We start from the raw sequence: 17,047 nt of genomic DNA on the forward strand, positions 1-17,047 counted from the left end.
AGTCGGTGATCGACTTGATTGCGCCCTTGATCTTGTCGCCCTTCTTGAAGTTGCGCGAGAAGTCATCCCACGGGTTCGGCTTGCACTGCTTCATGCCGAGGCTGATACGACGACGGTCTTCGTCGATCTCGAGCACCATGACTTCGACTTCGTCGCCCAGCTGGACAACCTTGGTCGGGGCAACGTTCTTGTTGGTCCAGTCCATTTCCGACACGTGAACCAGGCCTTCGATGCCCGATTCCACTTCGACGAATGCGCCGTAGTCGGTGATGTTGGTGACCTTGCCGAACAGGCGGGTGCCTTGCGGGTAACGGCGAGCAATGCCTTCCCACGGATCTTCGCCGAGTTGCTTGACGCCCAGCGAAACACGGCCCTTCTCTTGGTCGAACTTGAGGATCTTGGCGGTGACTTCCTGGCCAACCGACAGAACTTCGCTCGGGTGACGCACACGACGCCATGCGATGTCGGTGATGTGCAGCAGGCCATCGATGCCGCCGAGGTCGACGAACGCACCGTAGTCGGTGATGTTCTTGACCACGCCCTTGACGATCGCGCCTTCCTTGAGCGTTTCGAGCAGCTTGGCGCGCTCTTCACCCTGGGTGGCTTCGATCACGGCACGGCGCGAGAGCACAACGTTGTTGCGCTTGCGGTCGAGCTTGATAACCTTGAATTCGAGGGTCTTGCCTTCGTACGGGGTCGTGTCCTTGACCGGACGCGTATCAACCAGCGAACCCGGCAGGAATGCACGGATGCCGTTGACCATCACGGTCAGGCCGCCCTTGACCTTGCCGGTGATCGTACCGGTCACGAGGTCGCCCGATTCGAGGGCCTTTTCCAGTTGCAGCCACGAGGCCAGACGCTTGGCCTTGTCGCGCGACAGCACGGTGTCGCCGTAGCCGTTTTCCAGGGCGTCGATCGCCACGGAAACAAAGTCGCCGGCCTGAACTTCGACCTCGCCCTGATCATTCAGGAATTCTTCGATGGGGATGTACGCTTCGGACTTGAGGCCGGCGTTGACGACCACGAAGTTGTGGTCAACCCGAACGACTTCAGCGCTGATGACTTCACCAGCACGCATGTCTTGACGGGAGAGCGACTCTTCGAAAAGCGCCGCGAAAGATTCGTTGGTCGAGGTTTGCAGGTCGGACATAAAAGTGGATTACGCCGCTGACGTCCGTCTACCGAGGGGGCTGACGCTAACGTACAACGGTTGGGTTAAAGGTTAGACAAAGCCAGGCCGGATGACTGCATGAAACATCCGGTCAGGCGCCTTGCGGGTACTGCGCCTGCGCGAACCATTCGAGCACCTGAGCCACCGCCTGTTCGACGTTGAGCTCCGACGTGTCGAGTACCCGCGCACCCTCTGCCGGCCTGAGCGGCGCCTCGGCACGGGTACGATCCCGCGCATCACGCGCCTCCAAATCCAGCATGAGACTGTCTATGTTAGCAGAAAATCCTTTTTCTATCAATTGCTTATACCGCCTCTCGGCACGCGCCTGTGGCGTGGCGGTCAAAAACACCTTCAATTCGGCTTCCGGGAAGATCACCGTGCCCATGTCGCGGCCGTCCGCCACCAGGCCCGGCGCCGTCTTGAAGCCCCGCTGGAGCGCCGTGAGCGCTTGCCGGACCGCCTTGTGCACGGCAATGCCGGATGCCCGGTTGCCGATCGCTTCCGCCCGGATGGCGTCGGTCACGTCCTCGCCCGCGAGCCAGATGCGCTCGTCCTTGAAACGCACGTCCAGCGTCTCCGCAAGCACGGCCAGCGCCCCGACATCGTCGGGGTCGATCCCATGGCGGGCACTCGCAAGCGCCGTGAGCCGATAGAGCGCCCCGCTGTCGAGGTAGTGAAAGCCCAGCGCGTCGGCCACACGGTGCGCCACCGTGCCCTTGCCGGATGCCGTCGGGCCATCCACCGTAATGACCGGAATCGAGTCGTCCATCACCGTTAAATCAGGCATTCCTTTATCTCAGTCTATTCAACACATTGAAAAATAAAACTTCCCATCTAAATAATAATGATTATCATTTAGATACAGACGCTACCCGCGCCACTGGAAGATGTGACCGTCATGCAAAGCCGCGATTATCCCTTAGCCGGTCCCGAATGGGTGCCGCCCGACCCCCAGCCCCCTGCGCCGCGCCGCGCGCAGCGGTGGATGGGCTTCGCCGGTGCGGGCACGCTCATCGCGGTCGGTTATATGGACCCGGGCAACTGGGCCACGGCGATCGCCGGGGGCGCCCGTTACGGATACACGCTGCTGAGCGTGGTACTGCTCTCGAGCGTGATGGCATTGTTGCTACAGTGGTTGGCGGCACGCGTGGGCCTCGTGACCGGACGCGATCTCGCACAACTCTCTCGTAGCCAGTATAGCCAACGCACTTCGCTGGCGTTATGGGCGCTTTGCGAGATCGCCATCATCGCCTGCGATCTGGCCGAGATCATCGGCAGCGCGGTCGCGCTGCAACTACTGTTCGGCCTGTCGCTGCCCATGGGCGTGCTGGTCGCCGGTGCGCTCGCCTTCGCCATGCTGGGCCTGCAAGGTTTTGGGCAACGGCGCCTCGAAGGGGCCGTGGCCGCCCTGATCCTGCTCACGGCGGGTTGCTTTGCCGCGCAGCTCGCGTTGGCGAATCCCGACTGGGCGGCAGCGGCCGCGGGCCTGCGTCCGCGCAGCGAAATCGTTGCCCAGGCTGGCATGCTCTGGCTCGCGACGGGCATTCTTGGCGCCACGGTCATGCCCCACAACCTCTATCTGCACTCGGCCCTGCTGCGCATGCGCGGCGAAGCCATGCCCGAACGCACCTTGCCCGCCATGCGACGCGCACTGCGTGCCACGCACTGGGATACCACGCTCTCGCTCGGCTTCGCGTTCCTCATCAATGGCGCGCTACTGATTCTCGCAGCGGCCGTCTTCCATGCCAGTGGCAACGTCTCCGTGGAATCGCTGGGCGACGCCCACAAACTCCTTGCACCATTGCTCGGCAACCAGTGGGCCGGCGTGATGTTCGCGGTCGCACTGCTTGCCTGCGGCCTGAACTCGACGGTCACGGCCACGCTCGCCGGGCAGGTCACGATGGAAGGGTTTCTCAATCTGCGGATGAAACCGTGGCAGCGTGCGCTCATTACCCGAGCACTCGCGCTCGTGCCTGCCCTGCTGATCGTGGGTCATGGAGGCGAAGCGCAGACAACGAACCTGCTGATCTTCAGTCAGGTCGTACTGAGCCTGCAATTGCCATTCGCCGTGATCCCGCTCGTGCGGTTTGCCGCCGACGCGAAGCTCATGGGGGAATGGCGCGTGCGCGGGACGCTGCTGGGCGCCGCGTGGTTGATCGCAGCGGCCATCGTTGCGCTCAATGGCGTGCTGCTCTGGCAAACGCTGACGGGTCAGGGCGCATGACGCACCGCCCCGTCGACCCGCATGCATCGCACGCAAACACACCTAATCCGTCAACCCGACACCGCGACCGGCCGTTCAGTTAAGAAGCAACCCGAGCGAACTCGGCGAAGTAAGTCGGGAACGTCTTGCCCACACACTTCGGATCGTTGATGGTCACGGGCACGCCGCCAAGGCTCACGAGCGAGAAACACATGGCCATGCGGTGGTCGTCGTAAGTGTCGATGGCGGCATTCGGCGTCAGTGTTGCGGGGGGCGTCACACGCAGATAATCGGCGCCCTCTTCCACCGTGGCGCCCACCTTGCGCAGCTCGATCGCCATCGCGCTCAGACGATCCGTCTCCTTCACACGCCAGCTCGCGATGTTGCGCAAGGTGGTCGTGCCGTCGGCGAACAGCGCCGCCACGGCGATAGTCATGGCCGCGTCGGGAATGTGATTGAAGTCCATGTCGAGCGCACGCAGCTTGCCGCTCGGCGTGTCGATGCCATGCACCTCGATGGCATCGTCATGCATCGTTACGCGTGCGCCCATGGCCTCGAGCGCCTCGACGAAGCGCACGTCGCCCTGAATGCTGTCGCGCCCCACCCCCTCCACGCGCAGCGGGCCGCCACCGATCGCGCCGGCCGCGAGAAAGTACGACGCCGACGACGCATCGCCCTCGACACGAATCTCACCGGGACTGCGGTATTTCGCACCGTCGGCACCGGCGGCCGGCAACGTGAACCGCGACCAACCGTCCTGACGCACATCGATGCCGAAGCGACGCAGCAGGCGCAACGTGATATCGATATAGGGCTTCGAAATCAGCTCACCCTCGACTTCGACAACGATCTCGCCCGACGCCGACGGCAACAGCGGCAGCGTAAGCAGCAATGCAGTGAGAAACTGACTCGACACGTCGCCCCGCACCCGGATCGGATCGGCCGGTGCTGCCACATCGGAGGGCTTGATGTGCAACGGCGGATATCCCGCGTTGCCGAGATAATCGATATGCGCGCCGAGTTGGCGCAGACCGTCGACCAGGTCGCCGATGGGGCGCTCATGCATGCGCGCGACACCGGAGACTTCGTAATCGCCGTGGCTGAGCGACAGCGCTGCCGTCAGCGGACGAATCGCGGTCCCCGCATTGCCCATGAAGAGCTTGGCAGCCTTGACGGGAAACACCCCGCCGCAACCCTCGACGATGAAATCGCGCGTATCGCCCACTTGCGTGCATTTGACGCCGAGCACAGCCAGCGCGTCGAGCATCACCTGCGTGTCGTCCGAGGCGAGCAGTTCGCGCACACGGGTCGTGCCACGCGAGAGCGCCGCGAGCAGCAACACGCGATTCGAGATGCTTTTCGAGCCGGGCAGGCGCAGTGTGCCTTCGGCGTGGCCGTACGGGCCGAGATCGAGCGTTTCCATTACTTTTCCTGTTGCTTGGCCCAGTCCGAGCGTGCCTGACTGGTGCGCGCGAACACGGCCTCGAGACCCGCGCCGTCACCGGCGTCGATCAATTGTCGCAGCGTGCCGAGCGTGGCGAGGTAGCCATCGAGTTCGGCAAGCAACGCCTCACGGTTGGCCACGCAGATGTCACGCCACATCTCCGGATTCGATGCGGCAATGCGCGTGAAATCGCGGAAGCCCCCGCCGGCGAAACCGAATTTGAGCGCGGCATCGGGGGCGTCGAGAATTTGCGCGATCAGCGCGTATGAGAGGACATGCGGCAAATGACTGACCGAGGCGAAGACACGGTCATGCTGCGTCGCCGACATTTCCGACACGCGAGCCCCGGTGGTCTCCCACATGGCACGAACGCGCGCCACGTCTTCGGCGCGATTGCCCGGTTGCGGACACAGCACCACACGGCGATCGCGATAGAGATCAACCTTCGCGGCATCCACACCGGAATGTTCGGCACCTGCAATCGGGTGACCCGGCACGAAACGCCAGACGTCATCGCCCAGCGCCGCCCTGGCTGCAGCAACGGCATCCGATTTGGTGCTGCCGGCGTCCGTAACAATCGTTTGTCCGCCGAGATGCGGACGGATCGCCGCCAACAGCGCGGGCGTCTGGGCAACCGGTGCCGCGAGCACGACGATGTCGGCATCCGTCACCGCGTCGGCTACGGATGTCGCGGCGCGATCGATCACGCCGAGTTCGCAGGCACGCGCAAGCGATGCCTCGCTGCGCCCCACACCGACGACCTCCCGCACCGCGCCCCCGGACTTCAACGCCCTGGCAAGCGAGCCACCGATCAAGCCAACGCCGCAGATGACGAGTTTGTTCAGACTCATGGTGTCGCCCCCGCTTATGCGGAACGCGGGTACGACCCGAGCACTTTGCAATACGCCGCGTTCTGGCGCAGCGATTCGAGCGCCTTGGCAACGTTGGGATCGTCGCGATGCCCTTCGAAATCGATGTAGAAGTAATACTCCCAGGCGCCGCTCTTGGCCGGACGCGACTCGAAACGCGTCATCGACACGCCGTTGTTCGCGAGCGGCTCGAGCAGGGCGACGACGGCCCCTGCGCGATTGGGCACGGACAGAATCAGCGAGGTCTGATCACGCCCGCTCGGCGTCGGATCCTGCGTGCCGATCACGACGAAGCGCGTGCGGTTATGCGGATCGTCCTGCACATGCGTGTACGCAATTTGGAGCCCATACTGCGTGGCCGCGGCCTCGCCTGCAATCGCCGCAACCGCCGGATCGGCAGCCGCCATGCGCGCCGCCTCGGCGTTGCTCGACACCGCCTGACGCTCGAGCGTCGGGAAGTGTGCCGTCAGCCAGTGCTGGCACTGTGCGAGCGACTGGGCGTGCGAGCAGATGCGCGTGACGCCATCGAGCGTGCCGGACTTCGACATCAGATTGTGATGAATCGGCAGGGCGACTTCGCCACCGATCGTCAACGGGCTCTGCAGCAACAAATCAAGCGTGCGCGAGACCACCCCTTCGGTGGAGTTCTCGACCGGCACAACGCCGAAGTCGGCGCTGCCCGCTTCTACCGCGCGGAACACTTCGTCGATCGTCGGGCACGGCAGGCCCTTCACGCTCTGGCCAAAATAGGAGAACGCCGCTTGTTCGCTGTAGGTGCCAGCCGGCCCGAGATAGGCAACGGTCAGCACCTTTTCCAGTGCACGGCTGGCCGACATGATTTCGCGCCAGATCGACGCCAGATTGTCGCCGTACAGCGGACCATCGTTGGCCTGCTGGAGGCGTGAAATCACCTGCAGCTCGCGCTCGGGCCGGAACACCGGCGCGCCGAAACGCTTCTTGACCTCCCCGACTTCCAGGGCGACGGCCGCGCGTTGATTGAGCAACTTCAGGAGTTGCGCGTCGATGGCATCGATTTTCTCGCGCAAGGGGCGCAGCGATGCGTTCAGATCTTCATCCATGGAGCGTATTGTCTTCTTGCGATGGGACATGGTCGGGCGGCTCCGGCGCGGCGTCCCGAAGGACGTTCAGGTGGACTCGTCGCGCCGGGCGTTCGCCCTCGTCAGCCGTGGCTGCGCTCGAATTCGCGCAGATAGTCGACCAGCGCCCGGACGCCGTCGAGCGGCATCGCGTTGTAGATCGAGGCGCGCATGCCGCCCACGGACTTGTGGCCCTTGAGTTGCAGCAGGCCGCGCTCGCGAGCGCCGGCCAGGAAAGCTTCGTTCAGTGCGTCGTCGTGCAGGAAAAACGGCACGTTCATGCGCGAGCGGCAGTCTGCCTCGACCGTGGTGCGGTAGAAGTCACTGCTGTCCAGACAGCCGTAAATCAACTCGGCCTTCGCCTTGTTCTGCGCTTCCATCGCGGCCAGGCCACCCTGGCGCTTGAGCCACTGGAACACCAGACCCGCAATGTAGATGGCGTAGGTCGGCGGCGTGTTGAACATCGAATCGTTCTCGGCCACGATCTTCCAGTCGAACGCACTGGGCGTGATCGACAGCGCCCGGCCAAGCAGGTCATCGCGCACGATGACGACCGTCAGCCCCGACGGGCCGATGTTCTTTTGCGCACCGCCGTACATCACGCCGAACTTCGACACGTCCATCGGACGCGACAGGATATGCGACGACACGTCCGCCACGAGCGGCACGTCGGGCAGACCGGCCGACGCCAGATCCGGCGTCCAGAAGTACTCGACGCCGTGAATCGTTTCGTTCGTGCAGATATGGACGTAGGCCGGATCTTTCGACAACTGCCACTCGTCCATCTTCGGCAGACGCGTGAACTTTCCTTCCTCGGTGCTCGCCGCGATGTTGACGTCGCAATACTTGCGCGCTTCCTTCTGCGACTTCACCGACCAGGAACCCGTGACGACGTAATCCGCCGTGCGACGCTCGCCCGCGCGCGCCCCGCCGAGCAGGTTCATCGGGATAATCGCGTTCTCCGCGAGCGCCCCGCCCTGCATGAACAGAATGCGGTAGTTGTCGGGCACGGCGAGCAGTTCGCGCAGGTTCGCCTGCGCGTCTGCCAGGATGCTCATGAACTCGCGGCCGCGATGGCTCATTTCCATCACGCCCATCCCGGCACCGTGCCAGTCGAGCATCTCGTCGGCCGCCTGCTTGAGTACCTCGGCAGGCAGCACCGCCGGGCCGGCGGAAAAATTGAAAGCGCGCGTCATAATCGTTTGCAGCAGTAAAAGTGAAACGCAAGCCGGCGGTGCTGGACCCGTGCGGCTTGCGTTTCACATCTGACGATGATTCGCGGCGATCCGGTCGCTAAACGCCGGTCGCCTGGCGACGACGAAGGCTCACTATACCGCCAGTTGGCCTTCACGTGCGGGCATCCCCCTCAAATCCGGCGCAGGACGACTGCCTTTCGGATCCTTCCGAGTGAAAGCTGCCGAATTTCCCCATCAATGCAAAATGGCCGTTTGCGATCGCTCGCAAACGGCCATTATCGGTCAAATCCCGTCGGGACCTGCCGAATTTACTTCTTGGCCGGAGCCTTCGGTGCCGACTTGGCAGCCGCGGCGATTTCGGCGTCAGCTTGCTTGCTGGTCGCGTCGATCGATTGCGGCATGTACTTCTGCATCAGACCGCCAACGACTTCCTGGCCAACCTGATCCTGCACCTTGATGTACTTCTGGCCGACCGGGCTCTTGTAGAACGCCGTCAGACCCTTGATTTCGTCGGTAGTGTAGAACTTGCCGTAAGCGTTGTACTGCGCTTGCGTTGCGTCGTTCTTGAAGGCATCCGTCGTGAAGACCTTGCCTGCACCGTCCACGAGCTTTTGCACCGAGTTCTGTTGCAGCGTCGGCACGATGGCCTGCTTCTGCTGGTCGGTCAACGTCTTGTTCTCGACCAGCTGACGCTCCAGCACTTGCGGTGCCAGTTGCTTCGCCTGACCCTGCGCGCCTTCGGCGATCGCGGAGACGAGCTTGGTCGAATCGATGGCGTCGAGCAGCTCCTTGATGGCAGCCTTCTTGTCAGCGTCGAGCGGAGCGCTCTGCTGAGCCATTGCCATTGCCGGTGCTGCGAGCAGCAGCCACATCCACTTCTTGACGTTGTGTTGCATAGTAATAGTCACTCCAAAGTTCGCCAGCTCTCGCCAACGATAAATAGATGCATCCTCGCCTGGGCACTTCACTGCATCGGGCCAGATTCTACTGACTTTTCGGGGCAATGCACCCCTAGCTTACATCGAGTTACGCCGGTATTACTCCGTGACATCCGCTTCGGGCGTCTCGTCGTCACCCTCGGCGTCGCCGTTGTCCGCAACTTCGGCGTCGGACTCAACGATACGCTGCAGGCCCGAAAGCGTTGTGCCTTCGTCCAGGCTAATCAGCGTCACCCCTTGCGTGGCACGGCCCATTTCGCGAATTTCCGACACGCGCGTACGGATCAGCACCCCACCGGTCGTGATGAGCATGATCTCGTCATCCGGCTCGACCAGCGTCGCTGCGACCACCCGGCCGTTGCGCTCGCTCGTCTGGATCGCAATCATACCCTTAGTGCCACGGCCGTGGCGGGTATATTCGGTGATCGACGTGCGCTTGCCGTAACCGTTCACCGTCGCCGTGAGAACCGACTGCTGTTCGTTTTCCGCGACCAGCAGCGCGATCACGTTTTGCCCCTCTTCGAGTTGCATACCGCGAACGCCGCGAGCCTCCCGTCCCATCGGACGCACGTCGTTCTCGTCGAAGCGCACGGCCTTGCCGGCGTCGGAGAAGAGCATGACGTCATGGGCGCCGTCGGTAATGGCCGCGCCGATCAGCACATCGCCGTCATCGAGGTTGACCGCGATGATGCCCTTCTTGAGCGGACGGCTGAAGGCCGCGAGCGGCGTCTTCTTGACCGTACCCAGGCTGGTTGCCATGAACACGAAGCGATCTTCGGTGTACTCCTTGACCGGGAGCACCACGTTGATCTTCTCGCCTTCCTGCAACGGGAACATATTGACGATCGGACGGCCACGCGAGTTCCGCGAACCTTGCGGTACTTCGTACACCTTGATCCAGTACACGCGACCGCGATTCGAGAAGCACAGGATCGTATCGTGCGTGTTCGCGATGAACAGCGTGTCGATCCAGTCGTCGTCCTTCGTGGCCGCCGCCTGCTTGCCACGGCCACCGCGCTTCTGGGCGCGATACTCGGACAGCGGCATCGACTTGATGTAACCGGAGTGCGACAACGTCACGACCATGTCCTGCGGCGTGATCAGATCTTCGGTGTCGAGTTCGGTGGCGTTGTGTTCGATGGTCGAGCGACGGGCGTCGCCGAACTCGGCGCGCACCGACGTCAGCTCTTCGCTGATGATCGCCGTCACGCGCGCCGGACGCGCCAGAATGTCGAGCAGGTCGGCAATCTGCGCCATCACTTCCTTGTACTCGGAGACGATCTTGTCCTGCTCCAGACCGGTCAGGCGTTGCAGACGCATCTGCAGAATTTCCTGCGCCTGGGTCTCCGACAGGCGGTACAGGCCGTCGGCCTGCATGCCGACATCGGCGTCCAGCCCTTCCGGACGGTAGGCCGCGCGGCCACCCTGCGTCTCGCTCTCGGCACGCGAGAGCATGTCGCGCACGACCGACGAATCCCACGACTTCTCCATCAACGCCGCCTTCGCGATCGGCGGCGTCGGCGCGGCCTTGATGATGGCGATGAAGTCATCGATGTTAGCGAGTGCTACCGCCAGACCTTCGAGCACGTGGCCACGTTCGCGGGCACGGCGCAGTTCGTAGATCGTACGGCGAGTGATCACTTCGCGGCGGTGCGCCAGGAAGTGGACCAGCATCTCGCGCAGGTTCAGCAGCTTGGGCTGGCCGTCGACCAGCGCCACCATGTTCATGCCGAACGTGTCCTGCAGTTGCGTGTGCTTGTAGAGATTGTTGAGCACAACCTCCGGCACTTCGCCGCGCTTGAGCTCGATCACGACACGCATGCCGCTCTTGTCGGATTCGTCGCGGATATCGGAGATACCCTCGAGGCGCTTCTCATTGACCAGCTCGGCAATGCGCTCGAGCAGTGAGCGCTTGTTCACCTGGTACGGCAGCTCGTCGACGATGATCGCCACGCGCTGGCCGCGATCGATATCCTCGAAGTGAGTCTTTGCTCGCATCACCACGCGGCCGCGCCCGGTGCGGTAGCCTTCGCGCACGCCCGAGATACCGTAGATGATGCCGGCGGTCGGGAAGTCCGGCGCCGGAATGATCTCGATGAGCTCGTCGACCGTGGCCTCCGGGTTCTTCAGCACGTACAGGCATCCCTCGACCACCTCGTTGAGGTTGTGCGGGGGGATGTTGGTGGCCATGCCGACCGCGATCCCCGACGAGCCGTTGAGCAGCAGGTTCGGGATTCGGGCGGGCAGAATCAGGGGTTCTTTTTCGCTGCCGTCGTAGTTCGGACCGAAATCGACGGTTTCCTTGTCGATGTCCGCGAGCAGCTCATGGCCGATCTTGGCCATGCGCACTTCGGTGTATCGCATGGCGGCGGCGTTGTCACCGTCGACCGAACCGAAGTTGCCCTGCCCGTCGACCAGCATGTAGCGCAGCGAGAACGGCTGAGCCATGCGAACGATGGTGTCGTATACAGACGCGTCGCCGTGGGGGTGGTATTTACCGATGACGTCACCGACGATACGCGCCGATTTCTTGTACGCCCGGTTCCAGTCGTTGTTCAACTCGTGCATGGCGAACAGCGCACGGCGGTGAACAGGCTTCAAACCGTCGCGAACGTCCGGCAATGCGCGGCCGACGATCACGCTCATGGCGTAATCGAGGTACGACCGCCGCATTTCTTCTTCGAGCGAAATCGGGAGAGTTTCTTTGGCGAACTGATCCATTATTCTCGTCTATCAAACTCTAATCGCGATAGGCGGCTGCCGGCGATATGATCCCGTGATTCTAACATGCCCGCTATAGGCATCCTAAATGGGCATGATGCGGGGCGTGATGCAATGCACAAGACATATCTGGTACACCAAAACGACGAACTTCGATGCGGAATGAAACGGTTGGCGAGGGGCCTCAAAAGGTGTTGCGCTCAAACCACAACTGCGCCACGACGGGCGGCAAACTTGGGGTTTTACTCGCGGCTGGCGGAAGCGCTATGGCAAAATGCCGTGGCATAAGTTAGACATTATTCGAAGTGCATGGGCCATGCTTTCGCGCACTAGCCGATGTTATACTTCGAGCGATGTAAGACTTTGGTTCTGTCGTCTAGGCTCGCAGTAAACCTGCGGAATCTCATTTCGAGAGGAGAAATATGAATAAATTCGCTAAGCTCGCGATCGTTGCAGCTACCGCAGTGATGGCTGCTTCGGCCATGGCTCAAAATTATGTCCAGACGGCTCCGGGTCCGATCGCGGCCTCGAAGCAGGCTGTGAACGATAACTGGGTGAACGGCAGCGGCGAGTGGGTCTGGAAGAACGGTACGGACGAGTACTGCTGGCGCGATGCCTTCTGGACCCCGGCCACGGCTAACGCCAAGTGCGACGGTTCGATCATTGCCCAGGCTGCAGCCCCGGCACCGGCACCGACCCCGGTCGCTCCGGTCTCGCAAAAGGTCACCTACCAAGCTGACGCGCTGTTCGACTTCGACAAGGCTATCCTGAAGCCGGCCGGCAAGCAGAAGCTGGACGACCTGGCCTCGAAGATCCAGGGCCTGAACCTGGAAGTCGTGGTTGCTACGGGCCACACCGACCGTATCGGTACCGACAAGTACAACGACCGTCTGTCGATGCGCCGTGCTCAAGCTGTCAAGGCATACCTGGTCAGCAAGGGCGTCGAAGCCAACCGTATCTACACGGAAGGCAAGGGCAAGCGTAACCCGGTTACGACGGATTGCAAGGGTACCAAGGCTACCCCGGCACTCAAGGCTTGCCTCGCACCGGATCGTCGCGTGGAAGTCGAAGTCGTCGGCACGAACAAGTAATACGGTTCGCCCGACTACGAAAAAACCCCGCCTCGGCGGGGTTTTTTTTCGCCCTCGGTTTCCCTCCGGGGCACATGGCACAAGGCGCTGTCAGGCCTCGCTGCCCAACTGCGGATACTGGCGTTTGACCATGAACGACAGCAACGCCTTGACCGGTCGGTCGCGCCACCACGACCCCGTCTCCAGCGGCTTGAACATCATGCGTGCCGCAGCATCCACCGGCATGTACTGTTTCATGACATCGCCCGACATCGTCAGGAACGTCTCCCAGTCCAGAACCTCGAACGGCGGGTCCGTGCGCCAGAAGTGGTTGAGTGGCTCGAAGGCAAAGGCGATGTCTTCGTCGCGCACCAGTTCGCTACGCGCCACCATGGTGCGCAACCGGCTGATGACGCCGTGCTGCTCCACCGCGTTATAACGGTCGAACGTCTTGCGGAAGTAGCGGTAATGCCCGACTTCCTCGGTGCTCAGCTTGTGCATCATCTGCTTGAGCTCTTCCGTCGGCATATACGATTCGAGGCAACGGTAGATCATGGCAGTTTGCGTCTCTGTCACGCACCTCGAGAGCGCCTCGAGCGCCAGCGACGGCCGCATGTACTGCACCTCACAGCGCGGCTTGTAGCGGGCCAGAAACGCGTCATAGGCGTTCTCCCAGTCGAATTCGGGCCAGACGCGCGCGAGGTAGTCCCGTGCCAGTCGTCCGTGCTCGACCTCTTCGGGTAACCACGTCTCGCGCAGCCACGCCGTCATCTCGGCGTCGCCGCCGTACATCTGATTGAGGGTGGAGACAAACTCGGGAACACTGGTCTCGATGAACGACACCGTGGCGAGGGAGTAGAAGATGAACGCGTTGTTTCGGACAGACGGCTCTGCTGCCATGACACACTCTCCTATCGGCATAGGGGGTTGAGCGCACCCGCGACGAACCTGGCCTGCTTTCGTCACATGAAACGTCACACAAAGGTCACAAGGGCATAGTATAGGAATTGGCCTAATACCGCAGCGCGGCAACCCATCGATGACAAAGACGTCGCCTTCGGGCGCTTTGCACGATGTTTGCCACGGTTGCGCCCACTTGAACTCCAATAAGACATGACGCAACGCTATTGGTTGATGAAGTCCGAACCCGAGGAAGCCAGCATCGACGACCTCGCCAGCGCCAAACACCAGACCCTTGCGTGGACCGGGGTGCGCAACTATCAGGCGCGCAACTTCATGCGCGACGACATGCGCGTGGGCGACGGCGTGCTGTTCTATCACTCGAGTTGCGCCGTGCCCGGTATCGCGGGTCTGGCGACGGTTGCCTCCACGCCGTATCCCGACCCTACGCAGTTCGACCCCGAGAGTCCCTACTTCGATCCCAAGTCGAAGCCGGAATCGCCGCGTTGGCTGCTGGTGGATGTGAAGCTGGATCGCAAGACACGGCTCGTGCCACTCACGGAAATGCGCGAGACCCCCGAACTCGATGGCATGCTGGTACTCGCGCGCGGCAACCGCCTGTCCATCACCCCCGTTTCCCCCGAACACTGGAAGTTCATCAGCAAGCACTTACTTAGAGGCTGAGCACAGCCCGACATCCGGGGCCTGACTGCACAGGAGGGAACCAATTTTGCTGCGATAGCGTCTGTATAACGTTATCGACACACGCATAGTGCGTACCTACTCACAGCAGGTGCTCCCTGCGTCTACGCTGAGTAGTACGACAATTGTGGCCACACCGGCGATAGCGAAAGCTGCCGGAACGCCGTGTCGACGACCGGTCAAATGTTCGCCGCCAAGACGCGAACTCTCATTCGAAAAAGGACAAACCTATGCGCAAATCTCTCGCTGCTGCTCTTCTGATCGCGACTGCCGCCAATGCGGCCTACGCTCAATCGGGTGACGACATGAACCGTCAGGTCTCCGGAGTACTGGGTCTCGAAGCTCACGCCACGAAGGAAGTCGAACAGGACACCGTGCATATCACGATGTCTGCGCAGGAACAGGGCCCGGACGCGGCCACCGTGTCGCGCAATCTCACGCAGAAGGCCAACAGCGCGATGTCCATCGCCAAGGGGCAGAATGGCGTGCAGGTCCAGACCGGCAACGTCTCGCTCTACCCGACGACCAATCGCGACGGCAAGATCACCGCATGGCGCGGCCGCACCGAACTGCAAATGACGTCGAAGGACTTCGGCGCCGCGTCGCGTCTGGCGAGCCAGATCTCCACGCAGATGCAGATGGATGGCGTGTCGTTCTCGCTCTCGCGTGAAGCGCAGGAGAAGACGCAGTCCGAGCTGACCAACCAGGCGATCCAGGCCTTCCGCGATCAGGCGCAGAGCAACACGCGCGCCTTCGGCTACAGCAGCTACACGATCCGTCAGGTGCAGGTCGGTGCAAACGCGCCGATGATGCCGCGTACGTTTGCGATGAAGGCCATGCCCATGAGCGCCAGCGCCGACGCCGCGCCGCCGATGCAATTCGAAGGTGGCAAGACGCAAGTCACCGTGACCGTCTCGGGCACCGTGCAGATGCGCTAACGCGTCAATCACCGCGATTCGCTTCGCATCGAGGCGACAGCCGGATCGTCGCCCCCCCACAAAAAAACCGCCCTTTCGAGGGCGGTTTTTTTCATGCAGCGCACACATCGGGCGCGGCACGTCGTGGCAGTGCGAAGCCCAACGACTTCGCATGCGGCAACGTGTCGCTTCACGCTAGCGGGAACGCTTCACTTGAACTGCTCGCGCAGCAGATTCTTCTGCACCTTGCCCATCGTGTTGCGCGGCAGCTCGGCGACGATATGCACGCGCTTGGGTACCTTGAAGTTGGCGATACGCTGCTTGAGCGCGTCGATCACCGCGCGCTCGTCGGGCGCTGTCGCCCCCGGTCGGGGCACGACAACGGCCACTACCGCCTCGCCGAAGTCCGGGTGCGGCACGCCGATCACCGCCGACTCGGCCACGCCGTCCATCTCGTCGATGAAGCCCTCGATCTCCTTCGGATAGACGTTGTACCCGCCGGAGATGATGAGATCCTTCGAGCGGCCGACGATATGCACGTAGCCGTCCTCGTCGAATTTGCCCACGTCACCCGTCTTGAAAAAACCGTCTTCGGTGAACTCCTCGGCGGTCTTCTCCGGCATGCGCCAGTACCCGGCGAACACGTTCGGCCCCTTCACCTGGATGTGACCGATCTCGCCTTGTGCGCCGGGCACCCCGTCGTCACCGACCACGCGCACCGTCACCTCCGGCAACGGCACCCCGACCGTCCCGGCACGGCGCACACTTGCCGCGTCGCCGTGATACGGATTCGAGACGAGCATCACCGTCTCCGACATGCCGTAGCGCTCGAGGATCGTGTGCCCCGTGCGCTCGCGGAAAGCATCGAACGTCTCGCGCAACAGCGGCGCCGAGCCCGAGATGAACAATCGCATGTTGCGGCATACGTCGCGGTTCAGCCCCGCTTCGGCGAGCAGGCGCACGTAGTACGTCGGCACCCCCATGAACACGGTGGCACGCGGAAGTTGATGCAGCACTTCGCGCGCATCGAACTTCGACAGCCAGATCATCTTGCTGCCCGAGTACAGCGCCGCATGGCTCGCCACGAACAGCCCGTGCACGTGGAAGATGGGCAACGCATGCAGCAGCACGTCGCGCCCTTCACACGCGTCCCATCCCCAGAACCGATGCAGCACGCGCGTGTTGCTCGCGAGGTTGCCATGCGAGAGCATCGCTCCCTTGCTGCGCCCCGTGGTACCCGAGGTATAGAGAATTGCGGCGAGATCGTCGGGCGCACGCGGCACCGTCTCGAAGGTATCGTCGAACCATGCCGCGCGCTCCAGCAACGAGCCGGTACGGTCGTCGCCGAGCGTGAAGACGTGCTTCGCGCCGTTCGTGAAGGCGATCTTCGACACCCAGCCGAAGTTGGTCGGGCTGCACACCACCACATCCGGCTCGGCATTGCCGACGAAGTAGCCGATTTCGGCCTCACGGTACGCCGTGTTGAGCGGCAGGTAGACCAACCCAGCGCGCAGCGTCGCAAGGTAAAGCAGCAACGCTTCGGGCGACTTCTCGACCTGCACGGCCACGCGCGCGCCCGGTGCCAGATCGAGGCTCGCGAGCAAATTGGCGATGCGTGCGCTGGCGTGCTCGATATCGCTCCAACTGTAGTAGAGCCCTTCGGCCGTTTCGATGGCACAGGCCGAGCGATCGGCAGGGAAACGATCCGCGAAAAGGCGGTAGAGGTTGGCGTCTTGCGTCATAAACAGAGTCGATAAAACGGTTCGAGAGATTCGAAACCGGAGAAAAACGAAAGAGAGGATTCGGGTGACGGGTATCC

Annotated in this window: 14 protein-coding genes; 4 read left to right on the forward strand and 10 right to left on the reverse strand. The window is 62.4% G+C overall.

Annotation, left to right across the window (positions count from 1 at the left end):
* Positions 1–1,150: 30S ribosomal protein S1 (rpsA, locus tag ABWO90_RS07125; RefSeq protein WP_353190513.1), on the reverse strand; the 1,150-nt coding region annotated here is incomplete at its 3' end.
* Positions 1,151–1,262: 112 nt separating this feature from the next.
* Complete coding sequence (cmk, locus tag ABWO90_RS07130; protein WP_502922561.1) at positions 1,263–1,940, reverse strand: (d)CMP kinase; 678 nt, start codon at positions 1,938–1,940, stop codon at positions 1,263–1,265.
* A 129-nt stretch (positions 1,941–2,069) separates the two neighbouring features.
* Between cmk and ABWO90_RS07135 the strand changes: the two genes are divergently transcribed.
* Positions 2,070–3,395, forward strand: coding sequence for an Nramp family divalent metal transporter (locus tag ABWO90_RS07135; RefSeq protein ID WP_353190515.1), 1,326 nt, complete (start codon positions 2,070–2,072; stop codon positions 3,393–3,395).
* Between the two features lie 79 nt (positions 3,396–3,474).
* On the opposite strand, the gene aroA is transcribed toward ABWO90_RS07135, so the two are convergent.
* From aroA to gyrA, 6 genes are all read right to left on the reverse strand, one after another.
* Positions 3,475–4,797: a 3-phosphoshikimate 1-carboxyvinyltransferase gene (gene aroA / locus ABWO90_RS07140; RefSeq protein ID WP_353190516.1), complete on the reverse strand. Its 1,323-nt coding sequence runs from the start codon at positions 4,795–4,797 to the stop codon at positions 3,475–3,477.
* Positions 4,797–5,669 carry a prephenate dehydrogenase gene (locus ABWO90_RS07145; RefSeq protein ID WP_353190517.1) on the reverse strand — a complete coding sequence of 291 codons (873 nt, stop codon included), beginning with the start codon at positions 5,667–5,669 and terminating at the stop codon, positions 4,797–4,799. The genes aroA and ABWO90_RS07145 overlap by 1 nt, the downstream gene beginning before the upstream one ends.
* A gap of 14 nt (positions 5,670–5,683) precedes the next feature.
* Entirely contained in the window at positions 5,684–6,766 is a 1,083-nt protein-coding gene (gene pheA, locus ABWO90_RS07150) for a prephenate dehydratase (protein ID WP_353190518.1), read from the reverse strand.
* Between the two features lie 101 nt (positions 6,767–6,867).
* Complete coding sequence (gene serC, locus ABWO90_RS07155; RefSeq protein ID WP_353190519.1) at positions 6,868–7,980, reverse strand: 3-phosphoserine/phosphohydroxythreonine transaminase; 1,113 nt, start codon at positions 7,978–7,980, stop codon at positions 6,868–6,870.
* A gap of 308 nt (positions 7,981–8,288) precedes the next feature.
* Entirely contained in the window at positions 8,289–8,876 is a 588-nt protein-coding gene (locus ABWO90_RS07160; RefSeq protein ID WP_502922562.1) for a DUF2059 domain-containing protein, read from the reverse strand.
* Positions 8,877–9,017: 141 nt separating this feature from the next.
* On the reverse strand, positions 9,018–11,639 hold the full coding sequence (gene gyrA / locus ABWO90_RS07165; RefSeq protein WP_353190520.1) for a DNA gyrase subunit A: 2,622 nt from the start codon (positions 11,637–11,639) through the stop codon (positions 9,018–9,020).
* A gap of 422 nt (positions 11,640–12,061) precedes the next feature.
* Here gyrA and ompA point away from each other — a divergent pair, with 422 nt between their 5' ends.
* A complete protein-coding gene (gene ompA / locus ABWO90_RS07170) occupies positions 12,062–12,730 on the forward strand; it encodes an outer membrane protein OmpA (protein WP_353190521.1) in 669 nt (222 codons plus the stop codon).
* A 90-nt stretch (positions 12,731–12,820) separates the two neighbouring features.
* Here ompA and ABWO90_RS07175 read toward each other — a convergent pair whose 3' ends face one another.
* Complete coding sequence (locus ABWO90_RS07175) at positions 12,821–13,609, reverse strand: hypothetical protein (protein WP_353190522.1); 789 nt, start codon at positions 13,607–13,609, stop codon at positions 12,821–12,823.
* Between the two features lie 213 nt (positions 13,610–13,822).
* Here ABWO90_RS07175 and ABWO90_RS07180 point away from each other — a divergent pair, with 213 nt between their 5' ends.
* Complete coding sequence (locus ABWO90_RS07180) at positions 13,823–14,293, forward strand: EVE domain-containing protein (protein WP_353190523.1); 471 nt, start codon at positions 13,823–13,825, stop codon at positions 14,291–14,293.
* A gap of 248 nt (positions 14,294–14,541) precedes the next feature.
* Positions 14,542–15,249: an SIMPL domain-containing protein gene (locus tag ABWO90_RS07185; RefSeq protein WP_353190524.1), complete on the forward strand. Its 708-nt coding sequence runs from the start codon at positions 14,542–14,544 to the stop codon at positions 15,247–15,249.
* A 188-nt stretch (positions 15,250–15,437) separates the two neighbouring features.
* Here ABWO90_RS07185 and ABWO90_RS07190 read toward each other — a convergent pair whose 3' ends face one another.
* Positions 15,438–16,970, reverse strand: a complete 1,533-nt coding sequence (locus ABWO90_RS07190; protein ID WP_353190525.1) for a malonate--CoA ligase — start codon at positions 16,968–16,970, stop codon at positions 15,438–15,440.
* Between the last annotated feature and the right edge of the window lie 77 nt (positions 16,971–17,047).

This window comes from Pandoraea pnomenusa, assembly GCF_040391475.1.
In the GTDB taxonomy this organism is placed as follows: domain Bacteria; phylum Pseudomonadota; class Gammaproteobacteria; order Burkholderiales; family Burkholderiaceae; genus Pandoraea; species Pandoraea pnomenusa_C.

Bases quoted from the DNA above. Each gene is read 5' to 3' on its own strand.
- cmk (WP_502922561.1), bottom strand. From the start codon at position 1,940: ATGGACGACTCGATTCCGGTCATTACGGTGGATGGCCCGACGGCATCC.
- ABWO90_RS07135 (WP_353190515.1), top strand. From the start codon at position 2,070: ATGCAAAGCCGCGATTATCCCTTAGCCGGTCCCGAATGGGTGCCGCCC.
- aroA (WP_353190516.1), bottom strand. From the start codon at position 4,797: ATGGAAACGCTCGATCTCGGCCCGTACGGCCACGCCGAAGGCACACTG.
- ABWO90_RS07145 (WP_353190517.1), bottom strand. From the start codon at position 5,669: ATGAGTCTGAACAAACTCGTCATCTGCGGCGTTGGCTTGATCGGTGGC.
- pheA (WP_353190518.1), bottom strand. From the start codon at position 6,766: ATGGATGAAGATCTGAACGCATCGCTGCGCCCCTTGCGCGAGAAAATC.
- serC (WP_353190519.1), bottom strand. From the start codon at position 7,980: ATGACGCGCGCTTTCAATTTTTCCGCCGGCCCGGCGGTGCTGCCTGCC.
- ABWO90_RS07160 (WP_502922562.1), bottom strand. From the start codon at position 8,876: ATGCAACACAACGTCAAGAAGTGGATGTGGCTGCTGCTCGCAGCACCG.
- gyrA (WP_353190520.1), bottom strand. From the start codon at position 11,639: ATGGATCAGTTCGCCAAAGAAACTCTCCCGATTTCGCTCGAAGAAGAA.
- ompA (WP_353190521.1), top strand. From the start codon at position 12,062: ATGAATAAATTCGCTAAGCTCGCGATCGTTGCAGCTACCGCAGTGATG.
- ABWO90_RS07175 (WP_353190522.1), bottom strand. From the start codon at position 13,609: ATGGCAGCAGAGCCGTCTGTCCGAAACAACGCGTTCATCTTCTACTCC.
- ABWO90_RS07180 (WP_353190523.1), top strand. From the start codon at position 13,823: ATGACGCAACGCTATTGGTTGATGAAGTCCGAACCCGAGGAAGCCAGC.
- ABWO90_RS07185 (WP_353190524.1), top strand. From the start codon at position 14,542: ATGCGCAAATCTCTCGCTGCTGCTCTTCTGATCGCGACTGCCGCCAAT.
- ABWO90_RS07190 (WP_353190525.1), bottom strand. From the start codon at position 16,970: ATGACGCAAGACGCCAACCTCTACCGCCTTTTCGCGGATCGTTTCCCT.